The sequence below is a fragment of the Peribacillus sp. TH16 genome, from assembly GCF_016651095.1.
In the GTDB taxonomy this organism is placed as follows: domain Bacteria; phylum Bacillota; class Bacilli; order Bacillales; family DSM-1321; genus Peribacillus; species Peribacillus butanolivorans.
Genome location: NZ_JAEKEM010000005.1, coordinates 114,422 through 129,200, shown reverse-complemented (window position 1 = coordinate 129,200; position 14,779 = coordinate 114,422). Strand labels below are relative to the sequence as shown.

The following is a 14,779-nucleotide window of genomic DNA, read 5'->3' as shown; positions in this document are numbered from 1 at the left end:
TGTTGTTTAAATATATGGCTAATAATTGGAGTTTATGAGGAGATGATTGTAGGGGCATTAGACATCCTTTTTAAGTTAATTGAAGAACATAATTACTTATATATTATAAAAAGAACTGTTGTTATCCATTAACAAGTCAGGAACATAACCTCAATCATGAAGGAGTTTTTCTTTTTCTTTCATCTTTGATTTCATGAATTCTTCTTCATCAATTTTCTTTTTCGCTGTAGCTTATTTGAATTTTTCAATCATACAGCCTACTTATTAATTTATAAGGTCGTACCTTAAATGCCTCGTATGGGATGCATTTTCCTGTCATTGCATCCTTCAGCCTTGATTTATATTTTTCTCGAGTAACATATGTTCCTGCGTTTGATAAGTCAATTTTAAAGAAACCGGCTTCTTTTGTTTCAGTCGAGGTTTTTAACTCTCCTTCGCTGTATTTGCCAAGGAATACAACAGAAACGGTATTTCCGTTCGAATACACCCCTGAAACCCCATGCAAGGTTACCTCAATCCCTGTTTCTTCAAAAATCTCCCTGCGCAGGGCGGAGTCTAGTGTCTCACCTTCATCAACTGCTCCGCCTGGCAACTCCCATGTGTCAGCTCTCCAATAGGTTTTAACCAACAAAGCTTCGCCTTTTTCATTCGTAATATAGCCGCTCACCGTAACTGTTTGCCTTGGATCATGATAGGATCCTGTCGGTACCAGAAAATCCTGTTTGCTATCTAGGTAGAGGTTTCCTAATTTATTGAGCTGAGTTTGCGCCTTTTTGTGCATCAAATCCTTTTTCACACGTTCTTCTATTTTCATATATTCTTCATAGCTTGGGTACTCCCATAAGGTGATAATCTCATCTTTATTTTCCGTAATCCAGCGGCCGACTAACTTCGCACCATTTTTCAGCTGATTAGGCAAAAGATAGGTATGAAAGAATCCGGCAAATAGACTAACTTTTTCAGGCGGTACTTTGTATGTTTCTCTTCGATATATCATGTTTTCTCCCCATTCGATATTTATTTTCGGCTCGAAGTATGTAGACCCAATGCGAAAGTCTGTTTTACACCATGATCGTTGAAGTCAGACTAACGGTTGGGCTCTAAGGTCCATTGTTCTTCGACCTACCTCGCCAACCATATAAACCATATAGTTAAGGGATTAATTTTAAATATATGCCAGAACATACTTGGCAATGAGGTTATTTTGGAGTGTTGGGAGTTATGGTATTAGTTGGATCTGTAATGTTGTTATGGTTTTGGCGTAACAGTTGATTTAAATGATAACGAAAAAATAAAAAGCTGATGCTAAAAGATGCAAACGCTTTTTATTTTTTCAGAATGTAGTTGCTGTAGTAGTTAATATTGTAATCGAAATAAAATTGCCACAAATAATGCAGATGGATAATCTTGAAATGGAATCGGAACTTTCAGAACCTAAAAACCTATCAGCATTGTTGGTAAAGCTGTTAGCGAATAAAATAAAGAAAGTTAAATTAATCTGTTTTTAAAAAAATATAGACATCGGTGCAAAGAAACGGTTTACCGTAAGGACAGTTCTCTCTTATGAACTTCCATGAAAATTAAATTCGGATCAAAATCAAAAAAAGGAGCACAAAACTAGAGTCAGAAAAACATAATTTAAAAGTGTTGACCCTTTTGAGTGCCTATTGAGTTTGGTAGATTGATTAAGTGAAAAAGATTCCTATCATAACAAATAAAGTGTGACGTCCTTCTTCGCCAGCCGTAGTATTAACACATTCCAATTATATCCATTTTCATTCTATGTGGTGTGGTGTAGAGCTGCTTTTTGCGCTGTCTGGAGTGCTAACGGGTGCTTGAGTTTAGGACTACAGGGGGAAGAAGGACATGGGCACAAACATTTTGTATTACAAAATAAAAAAGATGATGTTAAGTCTATCGACTATATCAAATGTTCTATGAACATGTTGGGAAAAATTGTTTATTTTTTATGTCCTTTCATTTTCATCCATATACTCACCGATTTTGCGGAACTTATCAAAACGTTGTTGGCGTAGAATTCCTTTATCAAATTGACCAAGTTCTTGCAATGCCTTTCGTAAGGTTTCTTTGATATATTGTGATTGAAGTGGGAGGTCAATATGAGCTCCTCCAGCAGGTTCTTTGATGATTTCATCAATCACTCCTAGTTCCATCAAGTCCTTAGCCGTAATTTTCAAAACTTCGGCTGCTCGTTTTGCTTGTGTGGCGTCCTTCCATAACAATGCAGCTGCTCCTTCAGGCGAAATAACCGAATAAAATGTATTTTCTAGCATGAAGATTCGATTGCCAATACCTAAAGCCAACGCACCACCACTCCCACCTTCACCAATTACAAAACAGATGATAGGTACTCCAAAACTCGCCATTTCACGTAGATTGCGGGCGATAGCTTCAGATTGTCCACGTTCTTCGGCTTCACGACCTGGGAATGCTCCAGCCGTGTTTATAAATGTAACGATGGGTCGATTGAACTTATTGGCTTGTTGCATAATTCTTAAAGCTTTTCTGTAGCCTTCAGGTTGCGACATGCCAAAACGACGATAGATATTATCTTTTGTATTTTTACCTTTTTGATTTCCTAATACAGTTATAGGCATTCCCTCGAAGGTAGCTATTCCTGAAACTAATGCAGGGTCATCCCCATAAAGTCTGTCACCATGAAGTTCAATAAAATCTTCAAAAATATGATGGATAAAATCTAAAGTAGTTGGGCGTTGTTGAATTCTAGATAGTTGAATTTTATCCCAAACTCCCATATTCTCATTAAGATGAATTTTGATTTCATTGGCTTTTTGCTCAAGGTTATTTAATACTTCGCTAAGGTTAAGATTATGCTTTGTAGACATCTCTTTTAGTTCAGCAATATGGTTTTCTAGTTTTTTTAATACTTTCAAATTCATTGTTGAAGACGCTCCCTGAAATTGAGATGATGGATTTTTAAAATGGTTGTTAATGATTGTTTTAATTCACTCCTATTTACAACCATATCTAGTTGACCATGTTCTAATAAAAATTCAGAAGTTTGAAAATTTTCCGGGAGTTCTTCTCTTATAGTCTGTTCAATTATGCGTCTACCTGCAAAGCCAATTAATGCTTGTGGTTCGGCAATATTGATATCGCCTAATGAAGCGAAACTAGCAGAAACGCCACCCGTTGTAGGATTTGTTAAAACGGATACGAAAAGAATTTTTTCGTAGTTTAGTTTTTCTAAAGCAACACTCGTTTTTGCCATCTGCATGAGACTAAGAATTCCTTCTTGCATGCGGGCTCCACCGCTTGCTGAAAACAATATGAAGGGTTTTCGTGTTTTTAATGATTCCTCAATGGCTCTTGTAATTTTTTCACCAACTGCTGAACCCATGCTACCCATTCGGAAGCGAGAATCCATGACACCAATTACAACCGGATAGCCACCTATGGAAGCTTCCCCAGTAATAACCGCATCATTTAATGCAGTCTTTTTCTTATCCGAAACTAATTTATCTTTATATTCAGGGAAGTTCAACGGATCAACGGAAGTTAAACTTTTATTGAATTCCGAAAAAGAACCACTATCTGTAAGCATTGAAATGCGGTCATAAGCTGTAACGGGGTAGTGATATTGGCACTTCGGACAAACATTCAATTCTTTTTTCATAAGAGACTCATCATAAGTTTCCCCACACGATATACAAGTAAAAGGGTTGGGGGTAGGACTTTTGTCTATATCAAAAAAAGAGTTCGATTCTATTTTTTCTCCCTTAAATGGATACATCTTCATCAATCCTCCTGTGGTAAGACCACTGTATTACAAATTACTCTCCCAATTCTATAAAATAAGGGAGCGTGATTTTTTGCTTTCTTTAAAATCAAAAATCATTCATAGAGAATGAAGATTTTATGAATGGTGCTTCATAATGATTTTTCTATTCCTTTATTCATGCATTTTTACTGGAAGATATAGATAGAAGTGAATGAATTCGAAACACAGGATTATATTGCCGGGATTTATATGGGCTTGTATTAAAACAGAGTATATTAAGCAAAAAAGACTTCTGCTTATCTTTTTGTTTCTAATTATTAAAAATGCGATATGCAAAAAAGCATCTTCTTTTAATGAGGGCGGTAAGCGGTTCGAGTCATTTAATAAAGCCATAGAAACAATAATAGGCGAAATAGAGATTCATTAGGAAATAATCGGCAACGTGCTGATGACCTTTCTATCCGGGGTAGAGAAAAAACATATGGGAATATTGGGGTGATTTTAGATAGTAGCAGGAGGTATCTAAGGAAAATTTAATTATTTGAATTATAGTTTTATTTTCGGTCATTACTTCCATCAATTGTATAAACTCATAATATGCAATTACCAATGTAATTGAATGGGTTACAATGTTCATTCTTGCATGGATAATATTGTATTGGTTTATCAGACTAGTTAAAAATTTAGATAAAGTTGAATAGTTTTCTTAGGCTAAAGGGGCATGTTAGAAAATACACATTATGAAAGAGGACCATAATAGAAAAATGAAATGTAAATGAAACTTTAAGAGCTATATAATCGTATAGACTGATAGGTATTTCAACCGAAAGTAAATATATCACAACGAACTACTGGACAATAAAGAAAAAATCAGGTGTTTAAGAAGTTTATGGCTAAGTTAGGGAAAAGTGCAGCAACTGTTCATTTGCGATACGAAAAACTGTTGATATTATGCTGGTGAGACGCTAAAAGTTTGAATCGTTGTAGTAAAATTCCAGGAGGGAAACCAACTTGTTGTTGAGAAAATATCTGTCACAATTAGGAATAGGAAAAGCCATAATCGACCTTAAATTGCCCAAGGTAATGTATGGGCTGGGAGAACGAGTAACAGGTGAATACTTCATAATAGGGGGGATTTGTGAGCAAAAAATAAAACGGTTGGAGTGTGATTTAGTGCAGATAGACAAGATGAACAATACCCAACAGATCATTGACACTACGACCATACTGACAACGAAGTTTATTGAGGAGGAGCAGGAAATCCGTATTCCATTTTCATTCCAGTTGCCGGTTTCCGCTGCGGTGTCATCAGAGCACATATCCTATCGATTCAACACTAGGTTATTTTTTGATAAAGGGGTAATAAGCGAGGACCAGGATATCATTCAAGTAGTAGACCAAAATAGTAAAGAAATTGATGTTGGACAATAATATATATCTGTTTGGATTATGATAATTATATTGCACCCGATTATGGCGGACTATCTTAATTATCTGATCCTTGCAATAAAATTCAGTCTGAATTTTGTAGCCGCACATTATCCTAGTAATAATAGATCGTTATTTTATCAGCGATATACAGAACGACGAAATAAACGGAACAAGCTATTAAAAGCTAAAGGAATACCCCTTCTTCGAAGAGGTATTCCTTTTTAATTATGATATAGGTTTTCTTTGGCACTTTGGCAGCCAACAGTTTTTTTGTCTAAATTGTTTCTGAGGTAGGATATGATAGTAAAGTAACATCTGAATTAAGTCCAAAAAGACCCATTCCACAGGAAATACTTGAAAAAAATTAGAAATAACGAGGGATACAATAAAGGCAAACTAGGTATAGAAATGTTGACTAAGTCCTTCATAAGTTAAATAAGATGTATATCTTTGATTTCCATGTATTAAATAGACATGTTGCCCCAACTACCTATTACTTATGAAACTACGGATTTATCCTGCTTCTTTTCAACAGTCGTTAACTCAGGATTATTTCCTTCCTCCTCTTTATCTTCATCAGATACTAATCCCTTGGTCGCACTCTTGAATTCGGTTAAAGTACGTCCAAAAGCCCGGCCGATTTCTGGCAGTTTTTTAGGTCCAAAAATAATCAAAGCGATGACCAGTATTAAAATTAAACCTGGAATTCCGATACTTGACAACATGTATAATCAGCTCCTGAAATTTGATTTTTTACTAGAGTCACACAAAGACGAGGCATTATTTCACCAGGGCGATACGTCCATACACCACACGGGTGCTGTACTAATCTCCAATAAGGGCATAAAGTCCTCCCTTAAAATTTAACAAAAAATGCAGTAAAGTACATGATTAACAGTCCAATGGTGAATCCTGAAAGGTTTAACCATGAAACAGATGGTTCCTTATGTGTTCGATGATCTTCAATGAGCATTTTCGTTATCACATAAATTACTTGAAGAATTGCCCCTGCACCAATACCCAGGAACAAAGCTCCTAAAATTGGTGAGAAGATGAATCCGCCAACCCAAGTACCTACAATGGCGGGGGCGCCTGCGATAACTCCCAGTAGTAAAAAGTCTCTGAATCGAGGTGAGGTTTTTAATAAAGGAGCAGCGATTCCAATACCTTCCGTAATGTTGTGAAGGGTAAATCCTATAATTAAAAAGGTACCTAGAGCGGCTTCACCTAGGGAAAAGGATGAACCAATTGCCAAACCTTCCCCAAAGTTATGAAGTCCTATTCCGGTAGCCATCAACAAAGCCAGACCAAAAGGGGAATATCCTTTCTTTTCTTGCTTTCTTTGTTGATACTGATCAAAGCCGATCAATAATAAGAAGGTTAAAGAAGCTCCAATAATGACAACCATATTGCCCTGGAAGACAGAAGGAGCTTCTGCACCGATTTCAAATCCATCAGCTAGAGTCCCGACAAATAAAAATAAAAGCAACCCAACGGTAAGGGCAAGAATCGAATTAATCCACTTTCGTGAGAAACGTTTCATAAATGGATACCACAACAACCCTAATGTAATCGGGACTATCCCAACGTAAAAGCCTATTAAGCCGTAGTTCAAAAAGTTGCTCCAGTTGGTTTCAGGAGTGAGAGTGGCAGCTGCAAGTTCACCTTCCGTGATAATCCCATTCTCTGTGATTAATTTAATGGTATGTGGATCACCTTCCACCCAGGGGTAAGTGATGGTCACCTTTCCTTCTTCAAATCGTTCAAGCATTGCTTGAGGAGAGACACTGTAATTCCATACTGAATCATTGACCATAACTTGAGAAATCGTTAATGGTTTTGGCCCCGTATTACTAACAGATAATTCGAAACCGTTTTTAGTTACCTTTATTTGTTCAATGTTCAAGACTTCTATCGGTGCAGCAGGATCTTTCTCTACACCTGCTCCATTCTTTAGCACCCACCCCAGAACTCCTATAAGTAATACTAACGGTATTAAACCAGTAATTAGCCATTTCCCCTTCATATTATTATCTCCCCTTCTTTACTCGACCTCAAAGAATCCCATCCAGCCTAACTCAGCGAATTCACTTACATGGGCATGAAACATATATGTTCCCTTGAATGGAAAACGAACTTCAAGAATTCCACGTTCTCCCTGACATTGCATGATGGTATCTGTAAACTGGGAGGGGTTATCGTTTCTACCGGTTGGATAGTACGTAAAGTAATTTGCATGCAAGTGAAATGAATTTAATAAGTCGAATTCTGTCAAATTACTTAGATAGATACGAACGAGTTGGTCTTTTTTGATTTTAATAGGGTGATTCATGTATGCGAAGGCATAGCCATTAACAGTGTAAAACTCGTTTTCGCCGTCTAAATCCAAATCAAATCCATTCATAACCATGTTTAACTCTAATGCCGGCTCTCTTGGCTTCTTTGGATCAATTATAAAATTACCATATAAGCCTTTATGGATATGGCGGGCTAAGGGGAGTACATGGCAATGGTAAATTTGTAATCCGTATGGCTTCGCTTCAAATTCGTATGTGAATTTTTGTCCCGGATAAATGGAAGTTAAACCGTCCATCTCTGGAGGATGGATTCCATGAAAATGAATAGAGTGGGGATGGCTACCCTTATTAATAAAGTGAAACCGCAAAAGATCCCCTTCCGTACAACGAAAAGTTGGTCCTGGAATAGTCCCGTTATAAGTCCAGCCTGGAAATTTAATTCCTTTGGCAATTTCGATTTCTTTATCAATCGCCACGACTTCATATTCCCGAAGTGTTTGCCCGTTTGGCAGCTTGGTAACTTCTCCATAATCAAATTCAGTAAGGAGCCGTTCTGCCATTTTATAACCTGTGGTTTTTGTTTTATCACTCATATTTGTATGATTGGAATGATTGCTAGTTTTGTGAGACGAATCATTGGATGCTTGAGCCACAGTTGGAAATTGCGCCATTTTATTTAAGTAATAAGTTCCAGCTATCCCAAAAGCTCCAGCAGTCCCCATCTTTAAAATATCTCTACGGGAAACCTTGTTCTCATCAGACATTACTTGACCCCCTCCTAAAAAGTTTCCTTAAGTAAACTTTTTGTAGTATAAGCTATACTTTAAGGTAGAGACAACTTTTATGTCAACTCTTTTTTATTAAATGTGTAAGCGCTGACAATCAAGGGCGAATCTAGGGGAGGTGTAGGAATAATTCATGCATCCACTCTATTTATAAGTGTTTGTTCATTTATAGTAGAGAAATAGTACCTTTTCTATAGTCTCCAAAGAATGAACTTTGGATGATTCTGAAAGGGGTAGAAAAACGAATATTTAGCGGGCTTTAGATGAAAATAAACTTAAAAAAAGGGGAATCATAGCATGAGCAGATAAGGAGACAGTACGATGAGGAATTAAGCGATTAGGGGAATGAAAGGGACTCGTTTTTCTTCTTGTGAGCTTGGAAAGCAAGGAAAATGAGGAAGCCCCTTAATATCGTTGGTGTAAAACGAAAGAAGAAATAGACGGATCCATCGAACAAATCAAGGGTTAAACTTACATAAAATTCAAAAGGAGATGGAGTTATTTAAAGAAAGAACTTCTGGTTCAATTAAATTGCTGATTAATGAAATAACAAGGGCTTTAGTCAGACAAGATTTCATGATCAAACTTTATCTCCCTCCATAAGAGTGTTTACTGCTACCTGCTATCTTCTACGGGACTTCCAACCTTCTTAAAATCCAATCTCAGATCCTTCTGAAACTCCATTGATAATTCCTTATAAACATTTTTCAACAGCTTTAATCAGTTGTCCTTTTTTCTTTTGTCCCATCGACTGTGATTGACCTCTAACTTCAAAAGGACCGTCCCACTTCCGTTAAGGGCAAAAGCTCCTAAACTTACATTGAAATACGTCAGCCCGTCTAATTTTGGATTTGTTGTTTGTTGAAAAAGGTAGGAATTATCCGATATATAAAGATAACTAGGGTGGTTTTATTGTGGACTCGTATAAAACAGGAGGTAAGTATATGAGTAAGGAACCTTTAATGAAATACGCATGTATAGAATGTGGCAATGAATTTATTACCCAGGTTCAAATTAAAGAAGTGGAACGGAACCTCGTATGTCCATTTCCATATTGTCAAAGTGAAGTGCAGGTGGTAGTTAGTACAAGTGAAGATAACATGGATCTGTACGAAGAATTAGGAGGCCAGATTAAAAAATGTCAGCAATTAAATGCAAGTCTTGTAAAAAAAATTTTAAAAAATAGGACGACATTATAGTTACAGACAAAAGGGTACATGAACTGAATAGTCCGTCTAAACAGTATAATTCATGTTGCTGAGACTATCTGTAGCGAAATTAAATTTGTTATTGTGTAGAAACTTACCTATTAATTTGGTCTGAGGAGGCTACAAAGATATGGAATTAATCAAAGAAATTCAGTTGGATAGCAAAGAAGTGGAAGAAGCCATTACAGCATATTTAAATAAAGAGGGATTCAAGGCTGTCTCCTTCAAATTCAAGTCAACAAACGTCTTGGGCTTGCCGTATCCCATTAGTGCCTCCATCGTTGTGGAAGATCTCGATTAACAAACAACTACATAACTGTCTGGCAAGTATTTGTGGTATACCAGAAATCCTATAAAAGATAAATTTGATATTTTCTTCTGTTGGGGTACCTAGAGAAAAAAAGGAAAAGTTGCACGAATGTTTTTTAACTATTAATCAGTTGTTTTTACAGGAACACCATGTGTATATCCATAACTCTGCAGCGGTTTTTTTTCTTATGGAACTAAAGGGTCAGGATATTTTAAGAAATAATGGTAGAATAAAGGAGGTATTCACATGGTGAGGTGATATAGTATGAAAGGTTGGCTTTATGGTTTATATGCTCTACTAATAGCAATAGTCTCTATATTTACAGGGGAATTAGTAACATTTATTATGCTGGGCTTTATTTTAATTAGCCTTCAAAATATTCATTCTACATTAAAGGATATACTGAAAGTTAATAAAGAGAAAATTGACTAACGGGTGCTTTACTTCAACGAGGGAGTTGCTTCGGCAGCTCTTTTTCATATGGAGCTAACGGGGTAGGTTAGTTCCAAAAGAATAATAAAGTAACCTCAGTGTTTATAGACTAATATTATGGTGGTTAAATAAAAAAGCAATATTATTCGGACAAATTACGGTCTCCATTCTAAACTGCCGAGAACTGCCATTATGTACTAATGATGTATAAGGTCTTCATTCCCTTCAATAATTGATTTCTCTATGTAAGGTAGATTAAACTTTTAAGTATGGGATATAAAGTTTATTATTAAGATAATACCTAGTAAAAGCTAGCCTCTTAAAAATTATAGTTTTTTAATAGGAATCCCGATCACAAGGCAAGGTGTGTGAAACAGATGGAAATTAACGATACAGATAAAAAAATCTTAGAGATATTAATGCAAAATGGTCGAACTTCGTATTCGGATATAGGAAAAGAACTAAATCTATCACGCAATGTTGTACGTGATCGTGTGCAGCAACTAACGGAAAAGGGTGTTATTGAAAAAATCAGCGCTGTTGTCAACGCTGAAGCTGTAGGTAAAAAAGTATCGGCCTTTTTTGAAGTGGATTGCGAACCTGCAGACTTAGTGAAAGTTGCAGAAAAACTAGCTAAAAATCCAAGTGTTGCAAGCTGTTACCAAATGACAGGACCTAGTACTTTACATATGCACGTTTTAGTTGAGGACTTTTCTTCCTTGGAATTCTTTATCAATAATGAACTATACGGGATAGAAGGTATTTCTCGAGTGGAAAGTCATATTTTACTACGTCGTTTCAAAAGCAGATCAGGATTAAAACTATAATAAACTCCTCTTATAATCGGGGAGTTTATTTTTTTTGAGGAATTTTATTGAAAATTAAAAACTTTTGTAAAAATATGTTTTGTTTTTCCGGAAAATAGTATATAGTTATTTTGAAATCGTGCAATTGTTAATTAATAATTGAATTTTAATTAACAAACGTTAGAAAATAACATTTTTTTCGTTCGTTTTGTAATTAAACCACTTAAAAATGAGTGCGTATTACGTTTAAAGGGAGGGGTATTATAATGGCTTTACAGTTAGATCCACATTATTCACCTTATACATCACAACGAAATGTAGTATATGCCAAGAATGGAATGGTCGCTACGTCTCAGCCTTTAGCTGCACAAGCAGGGTTAGATATTTTGAAAAAAGGCGGAAATGCGATTGATGCAGCCATTGCAACAGCTGCTTGTTTGACAGTAGTAGAGCCTACCTCAAACGGAATTGGGGGGGACGCTTTTGCGCTTGTTTGGACTAAAGGACAATTACACGGACTAAATGCAAGCGGTCCAGCACCTATGAATATCTCTATCGAGAAGGTAAAAGAAAATGGACACGAAAGTATGCCAAAGTACGGCTGGCTGCCGGTAACTGTACCAGGTGCTCCGGCAGCTTGGGTAGAATTATCAAAACGTTTTGGCCGACTACCGCTACTAGAAGTTATGAAGCCAGCAATTGAATATGCTGCAAACGGATTTCCTGTTTCACCTACGCTAGGTCGATTTTGGAAAAAGGCATTTGAACAATACAAACGGGAATGTACAGGAGCAGAGTTCGAAGCTTGGTTTGAGACATTTGCTCCTAAGGAACGAGCACCTGAAGTCGGAGAAATATGGTCGTCTCTTGACCACGCTGACACACTAGAAGAAATCGCAAGAACAAACGGAGAAAGCTTTTACAAAGGGGCACTTGCAGAAAAAATTGCAGCAGCTTCTGCGACTTATGGGGGCTATTTAACAAAAGATGATTTAGGAAACTTTAAACCAGAGTGGGTTGATCCCATTAAGGTAAACTATCGCGGTTATGATGTTTGGGAAATCCCACCAAATGGACAAGGTATCGTAGCTCTTATGGCACTAAACATACTAAAAGGATTTGATTTTACAGCAAAAGAAGAAACAAACACATACCACAAACAAATCGAAGCAATGAAACTTGCTTATACTTGCGGCAAGCAATACATTACAGACCCTAAGCATATGGGTATAACTGCAGAAGAGCTATTAAGTACTTCGTATGGCCAGCAGCGTCAAGCACAGATTGGAAGTGAAGCATGCATGCCAGCTCCAGGTGTACCGCCACGTGGAGGAACGGTATACCTTGCAACAGCAGACGGAGAGGGCAACATGGTATCGTTTATCCAAAGTAATTACATGGGCTTCGGTTCTGCGGTTGTAGTACCAGGAACAGGAATTGCCTTACAAAACCGAGGACATGATTTCAGCCTTGATCCTACTCATTATAATTGCCTTAAGGGCGGTAAGAAAACGTACCATACGATTATTCCAGGTTTTTTAACGAAGGATAATCAACCTGTGGGGCCATTCGGTGTAATGGGGGGATATATGCAGCCGCAAGGGCATGTTCAAGTTATTATGAATACAATAGATTTTCACCTACATCCTCAAGCAGCTTTAGATGCACCAAGATGGCAGTGGAAGAACGAAAAAACAGTAGAAATAGAAAAAACATTCCCATCCCACATTGCAGAAGAATTAGTACGAAAAGGACATGATATTAAAGTGGCGGTAGACTCAGGTTCGTTTGGACGAGGTCAAATTATATGGCGAAATCCTGAAACAGGTGTACTAATTGGTGGCACAGAATCAAGGACAGATGGGGCAATTGCCAGTTGGTAATCCACAGTAAAGGTGCTTCTTGGAGTGATGGCATTTCAATCATTCTATGAATCTTATTTTCAAATAGGAACAGGACACATTCTATTCTTAGGAATAGGCAGTTATTTATTAATGAAAAAAGTGAAAGTACACCCTGGATTAGTAGTATTTGCTTCACTCATATACGGTTCAATCAATTTGTAGTGTAAACACTAGGTAGAGTCTCTATTTAGAGGCTCTACAGATTACACAATAGGGTGTGTTCATAAACCCAACTACTTAATTAACAGATGAGCATTACACTTTATGTTTTGAATTTTCAAAAATTAAAGCGCTTTCTTCCCTATATTGATCTTAATTAAAATTAATAGAGTTTAGATGCTTCCTTTACTAAGTTGATTCATGTATTGAACCTATATCATTTTATTATCAAAAAAGGATGTGTTTTCTGTTATGAAATTAAAATGGGTTGTTCTAGCTTTTTTGTCCGTTCTTTACTTGATTAACTTTACAGATAAGGCGATTATAGGGTACGCAGCTATTCCTATTATGGAAGATTTGGATCTTAACTATAGTCAATGGGGTATAGTTGGAAGCAGCTTCTTTTGGTTCTTTTCAATTATGTCTATAGTTGGAGCTGCATTGTCAGATCGAATTGGAACGGGTAAAATGCTCGCTTTCATGGCTATTGGTTTGACAATAGTGCAGTTTGGAGCATTGACAATTTACGGATTACCAATGCTAATTTTGTGTCGTGTCCTGCTAGGTGCTATTGAAGGACCGTTTCATGCAACTGCTATTAGCCATATAAGCAAACATTTCGCTCCTGAACAGCGAGGGCTTGCGATTTCCATTATGAATACAGGTAGCATGATTGCTAAATTTATGGTTCCTCTTCTCATTTACATGATTGGAATTTATGGTTGGCGAATGGTATTGGTTTTTTTAGGAGTATTAAGTATGGTTTGGGCAGTGCTGTGGCTAATGACTTTGAAAGGGGAAAATGAGAGAAATATAGTGAAAAGTGAATCTACCTTAGTTTCCGAGAAAGTAAAATGGTCAGAGATATATCCACTTTTTCTATCTTCTACTTTTATCTTTACTTGCCTTGCTCTTTTCATGGCTTACTGGATTCTTACATGGTCGTTTATATGGATGCCGACCTACCTTGTTAAAATTATCCATTTAACACAAACTCAGATGGGCTATGCTGTAATGTTCATAGGCCTTGGTTCTGCTCTTGGTGGTATACTTATCTCATTTATATCAGATCGGTTACTTAAAAAAACAAAAAATCTTCGACAATCCCGTGTGCTTGTTGCTGGACCATCTCTAATATTAGCAGCTGTATGTTTTTATTCTACAACAGTTGTCCAAAGTACAATTGGAGCAATTATTGCCTTATTTTTGGGAATGGCGTTTGTAAATGGTATGTTTCCACTTGCACCCCAGATTGTGAATCACTTACTTCCTGAACGAAGAGGATTAATGTCAGGTGTTTTGCTAGGGATTGCAAACTTGTCAGGAATTATTGGTCCAGCTGTAATTGGTTTTGTTGTCCAATCTGCAGGAGATAACATTAGGGTCGGTTTTAATTACTCTGTTCTATTGACTGCCACTTTATTATTAATTGCCAGTCTTATTTTCTGCATTTTTACTAAACCTGATAATCATACGAAAAAATCATCGTTATCTTCTAAGGTTATAAATTTATAGAAAAGTAACAGATAGGAAAACTAACCACCGACCTCTCCGTATACCGTGTGTACCATCCGGTATAACGCTGGTTCAATTAAGTTAAATTCAGAATTGAAAAAGCCGAAGCACTGAATAAAAAAGAGCATGGTTTGCAAATGAAATTAGTAAGTGAATTAGAACGTTAAAA

Annotated in this window: 14 protein-coding genes; 8 read left to right on the top strand and 6 right to left on the bottom strand. The window is 36.7% G+C overall.

The features are described 5' to 3' along the window. Positions 1 to 244: 244 nt before the first annotated feature. The 3 genes from JFV29_RS13735 to accD all read right to left on the bottom strand — a co-directional run bounded on the left by JFV29_RS13735 (position 245) and on the right by accD (position 3,751). A complete protein-coding gene (locus JFV29_RS13735) occupies positions 245 to 997 on the bottom strand; it encodes an NUDIX domain-containing protein (protein ID WP_201184539.1) in 753 nt (250 codons plus the stop codon). A gap of 970 nt (positions 998 to 1,967) precedes the next feature. Beyond that, positions 1,968 to 2,921: an acetyl-CoA carboxylase carboxyltransferase subunit alpha gene (locus tag JFV29_RS13730; RefSeq protein WP_201184537.1), complete on the bottom strand. Its 954-nt coding sequence runs from the start codon at positions 2,919 to 2,921 to the stop codon at positions 1,968 to 1,970. Then, positions 2,918 to 3,751 carry an acetyl-CoA carboxylase, carboxyltransferase subunit beta gene (gene accD, locus JFV29_RS13725; RefSeq protein WP_446728253.1) on the bottom strand — a complete coding sequence of 278 codons (834 nt, stop codon included), beginning with the start codon at positions 3,749 to 3,751 and terminating at the stop codon, positions 2,918 to 2,920. The genes JFV29_RS13730 and accD overlap by 4 nt, the downstream gene beginning before the upstream one ends. Positions 3,752 to 4,774: 1,023 nt before the next feature. Here accD and JFV29_RS13720 point away from each other — a divergent pair. Beyond that, positions 4,775 to 5,194 carry a sporulation protein gene (locus JFV29_RS13720; RefSeq protein ID WP_201184533.1) on the top strand — a complete coding sequence of 140 codons (420 nt, stop codon included), beginning with the start codon at positions 4,775 to 4,777 and terminating at the stop codon, positions 5,192 to 5,194. 497 nt (positions 5,195 to 5,691) lie between these two features. On the opposite strand, the gene JFV29_RS13715 is transcribed toward JFV29_RS13720, so the two are convergent. The 3 genes from JFV29_RS13715 to JFV29_RS13705 form a co-directional block, all read right to left on the bottom strand. Further along, entirely contained in the window at positions 5,692 to 5,919 is a 228-nt protein-coding gene (locus JFV29_RS13715; RefSeq protein ID WP_057219691.1) for a twin-arginine translocase TatA/TatE family subunit, read from the bottom strand. A 131-nt stretch (positions 5,920 to 6,050) separates the two neighbouring features. Further along, positions 6,051 to 7,220, bottom strand: coding sequence for a ZIP family metal transporter (locus JFV29_RS13710; protein ID WP_056521317.1), 1,170 nt, complete (start codon positions 7,218 to 7,220; stop codon positions 6,051 to 6,053). Positions 7,221 to 7,238: 18 nt separating this feature from the next. After that, positions 7,239 to 8,255, bottom strand: a complete 1,017-nt coding sequence (locus JFV29_RS13705) for a multicopper oxidase domain-containing protein (RefSeq protein WP_201184531.1) — start codon at positions 8,253 to 8,255, stop codon at positions 7,239 to 7,241. 965 nt (positions 8,256 to 9,220) lie between these two features. Here JFV29_RS13705 and JFV29_RS13700 point away from each other — a divergent pair. From JFV29_RS13700 to JFV29_RS13670, 7 genes are all read left to right on the top strand, one after another. Beyond that, positions 9,221 to 9,475: a hypothetical protein gene (locus tag JFV29_RS13700; protein ID WP_201184522.1), complete on the top strand. Its 255-nt coding sequence runs from the start codon at positions 9,221 to 9,223 to the stop codon at positions 9,473 to 9,475. Between the two features lie 139 nt (positions 9,476 to 9,614). Further along, positions 9,615 to 9,785 (top strand): hypothetical protein, encoded by a 171-nt coding sequence (locus tag JFV29_RS13695; RefSeq protein WP_157443828.1) that lies wholly within the window; start codon positions 9,615 to 9,617, stop codon positions 9,783 to 9,785. Positions 9,786 to 10,058: 273 nt separating this feature from the next. After that, the gene (locus JFV29_RS13690; RefSeq protein WP_200949405.1) at positions 10,059 to 10,226 is read left to right on the top strand and encodes a hypothetical protein; all 168 of its coding nucleotides are present in this window, start codon (positions 10,059 to 10,061) and stop codon (positions 10,224 to 10,226) included. 377 nt (positions 10,227 to 10,603) lie between these two features. Continuing rightward, positions 10,604 to 11,053, top strand: a complete 450-nt coding sequence (locus JFV29_RS13685) for an Lrp/AsnC family transcriptional regulator (protein WP_201184519.1) — start codon at positions 10,604 to 10,606, stop codon at positions 11,051 to 11,053. Between the two features lie 245 nt (positions 11,054 to 11,298). Continuing rightward, positions 11,299 to 12,915, top strand: coding sequence for a gamma-glutamyltransferase (ggt, locus tag JFV29_RS13680; RefSeq protein ID WP_201184516.1), 1,617 nt, complete (start codon positions 11,299 to 11,301; stop codon positions 12,913 to 12,915). A gap of 12 nt (positions 12,916 to 12,927) precedes the next feature. Further along, a complete protein-coding gene (locus JFV29_RS13675) occupies positions 12,928 to 13,098 on the top strand; it encodes a hypothetical protein (RefSeq protein WP_201184513.1) in 171 nt (56 codons plus the stop codon). A gap of 249 nt (positions 13,099 to 13,347) precedes the next feature. Beyond that, positions 13,348 to 14,610 carry an MFS transporter gene (locus JFV29_RS13670; protein WP_201184510.1) on the top strand — a complete coding sequence of 421 codons (1,263 nt, stop codon included), beginning with the start codon at positions 13,348 to 13,350 and terminating at the stop codon, positions 14,608 to 14,610. Positions 14,611 to 14,779 lie beyond the last annotated feature (169 nt).

What these genes read in the sequence shown, in the direction of transcription:
- JFV29_RS13735 (WP_201184539.1), bottom strand. Translation starts at nt 997, where the DNA reads ATGATATATCGAAGAGAAACATACAAAGTACCGCCTGAAAAAGTTAGT.
- JFV29_RS13730 (WP_201184537.1), bottom strand. Translation starts at nt 2,921, where the DNA reads ATGAATTTGAAAGTATTAAAAAAACTAGAAAACCATATTGCTGAACTA.
- JFV29_RS13715 (WP_057219691.1), bottom strand. Translation starts at nt 5,919, where the DNA reads ATGTTGTCAAGTATCGGAATTCCAGGTTTAATTTTAATACTGGTCATC.
- JFV29_RS13710 (WP_056521317.1), bottom strand. Translation starts at nt 7,220, where the DNA reads ATGAAGGGGAAATGGCTAATTACTGGTTTAATACCGTTAGTATTACTT.
- JFV29_RS13705 (WP_201184531.1), bottom strand. Translation starts at nt 8,255, where the DNA reads ATGTCTGATGAGAACAAGGTTTCCCGTAGAGATATTTTAAAGATGGGG.
- JFV29_RS13700 (WP_201184522.1), top strand. Translation starts at nt 9,221, where the DNA reads ATGAGTAAGGAACCTTTAATGAAATACGCATGTATAGAATGTGGCAAT.
- JFV29_RS13695 (WP_157443828.1), top strand. Translation starts at nt 9,615, where the DNA reads ATGGAATTAATCAAAGAAATTCAGTTGGATAGCAAAGAAGTGGAAGAA.
- JFV29_RS13690 (WP_200949405.1), top strand. Translation starts at nt 10,059, where the DNA reads ATGAAAGGTTGGCTTTATGGTTTATATGCTCTACTAATAGCAATAGTC.
- JFV29_RS13685 (WP_201184519.1), top strand. Translation starts at nt 10,604, where the DNA reads ATGGAAATTAACGATACAGATAAAAAAATCTTAGAGATATTAATGCAA.
- ggt (WP_201184516.1), top strand. Translation starts at nt 11,299, where the DNA reads ATGGCTTTACAGTTAGATCCACATTATTCACCTTATACATCACAACGA.
- JFV29_RS13670 (WP_201184510.1), top strand. Translation starts at nt 13,348, where the DNA reads ATGAAATTAAAATGGGTTGTTCTAGCTTTTTTGTCCGTTCTTTACTTG.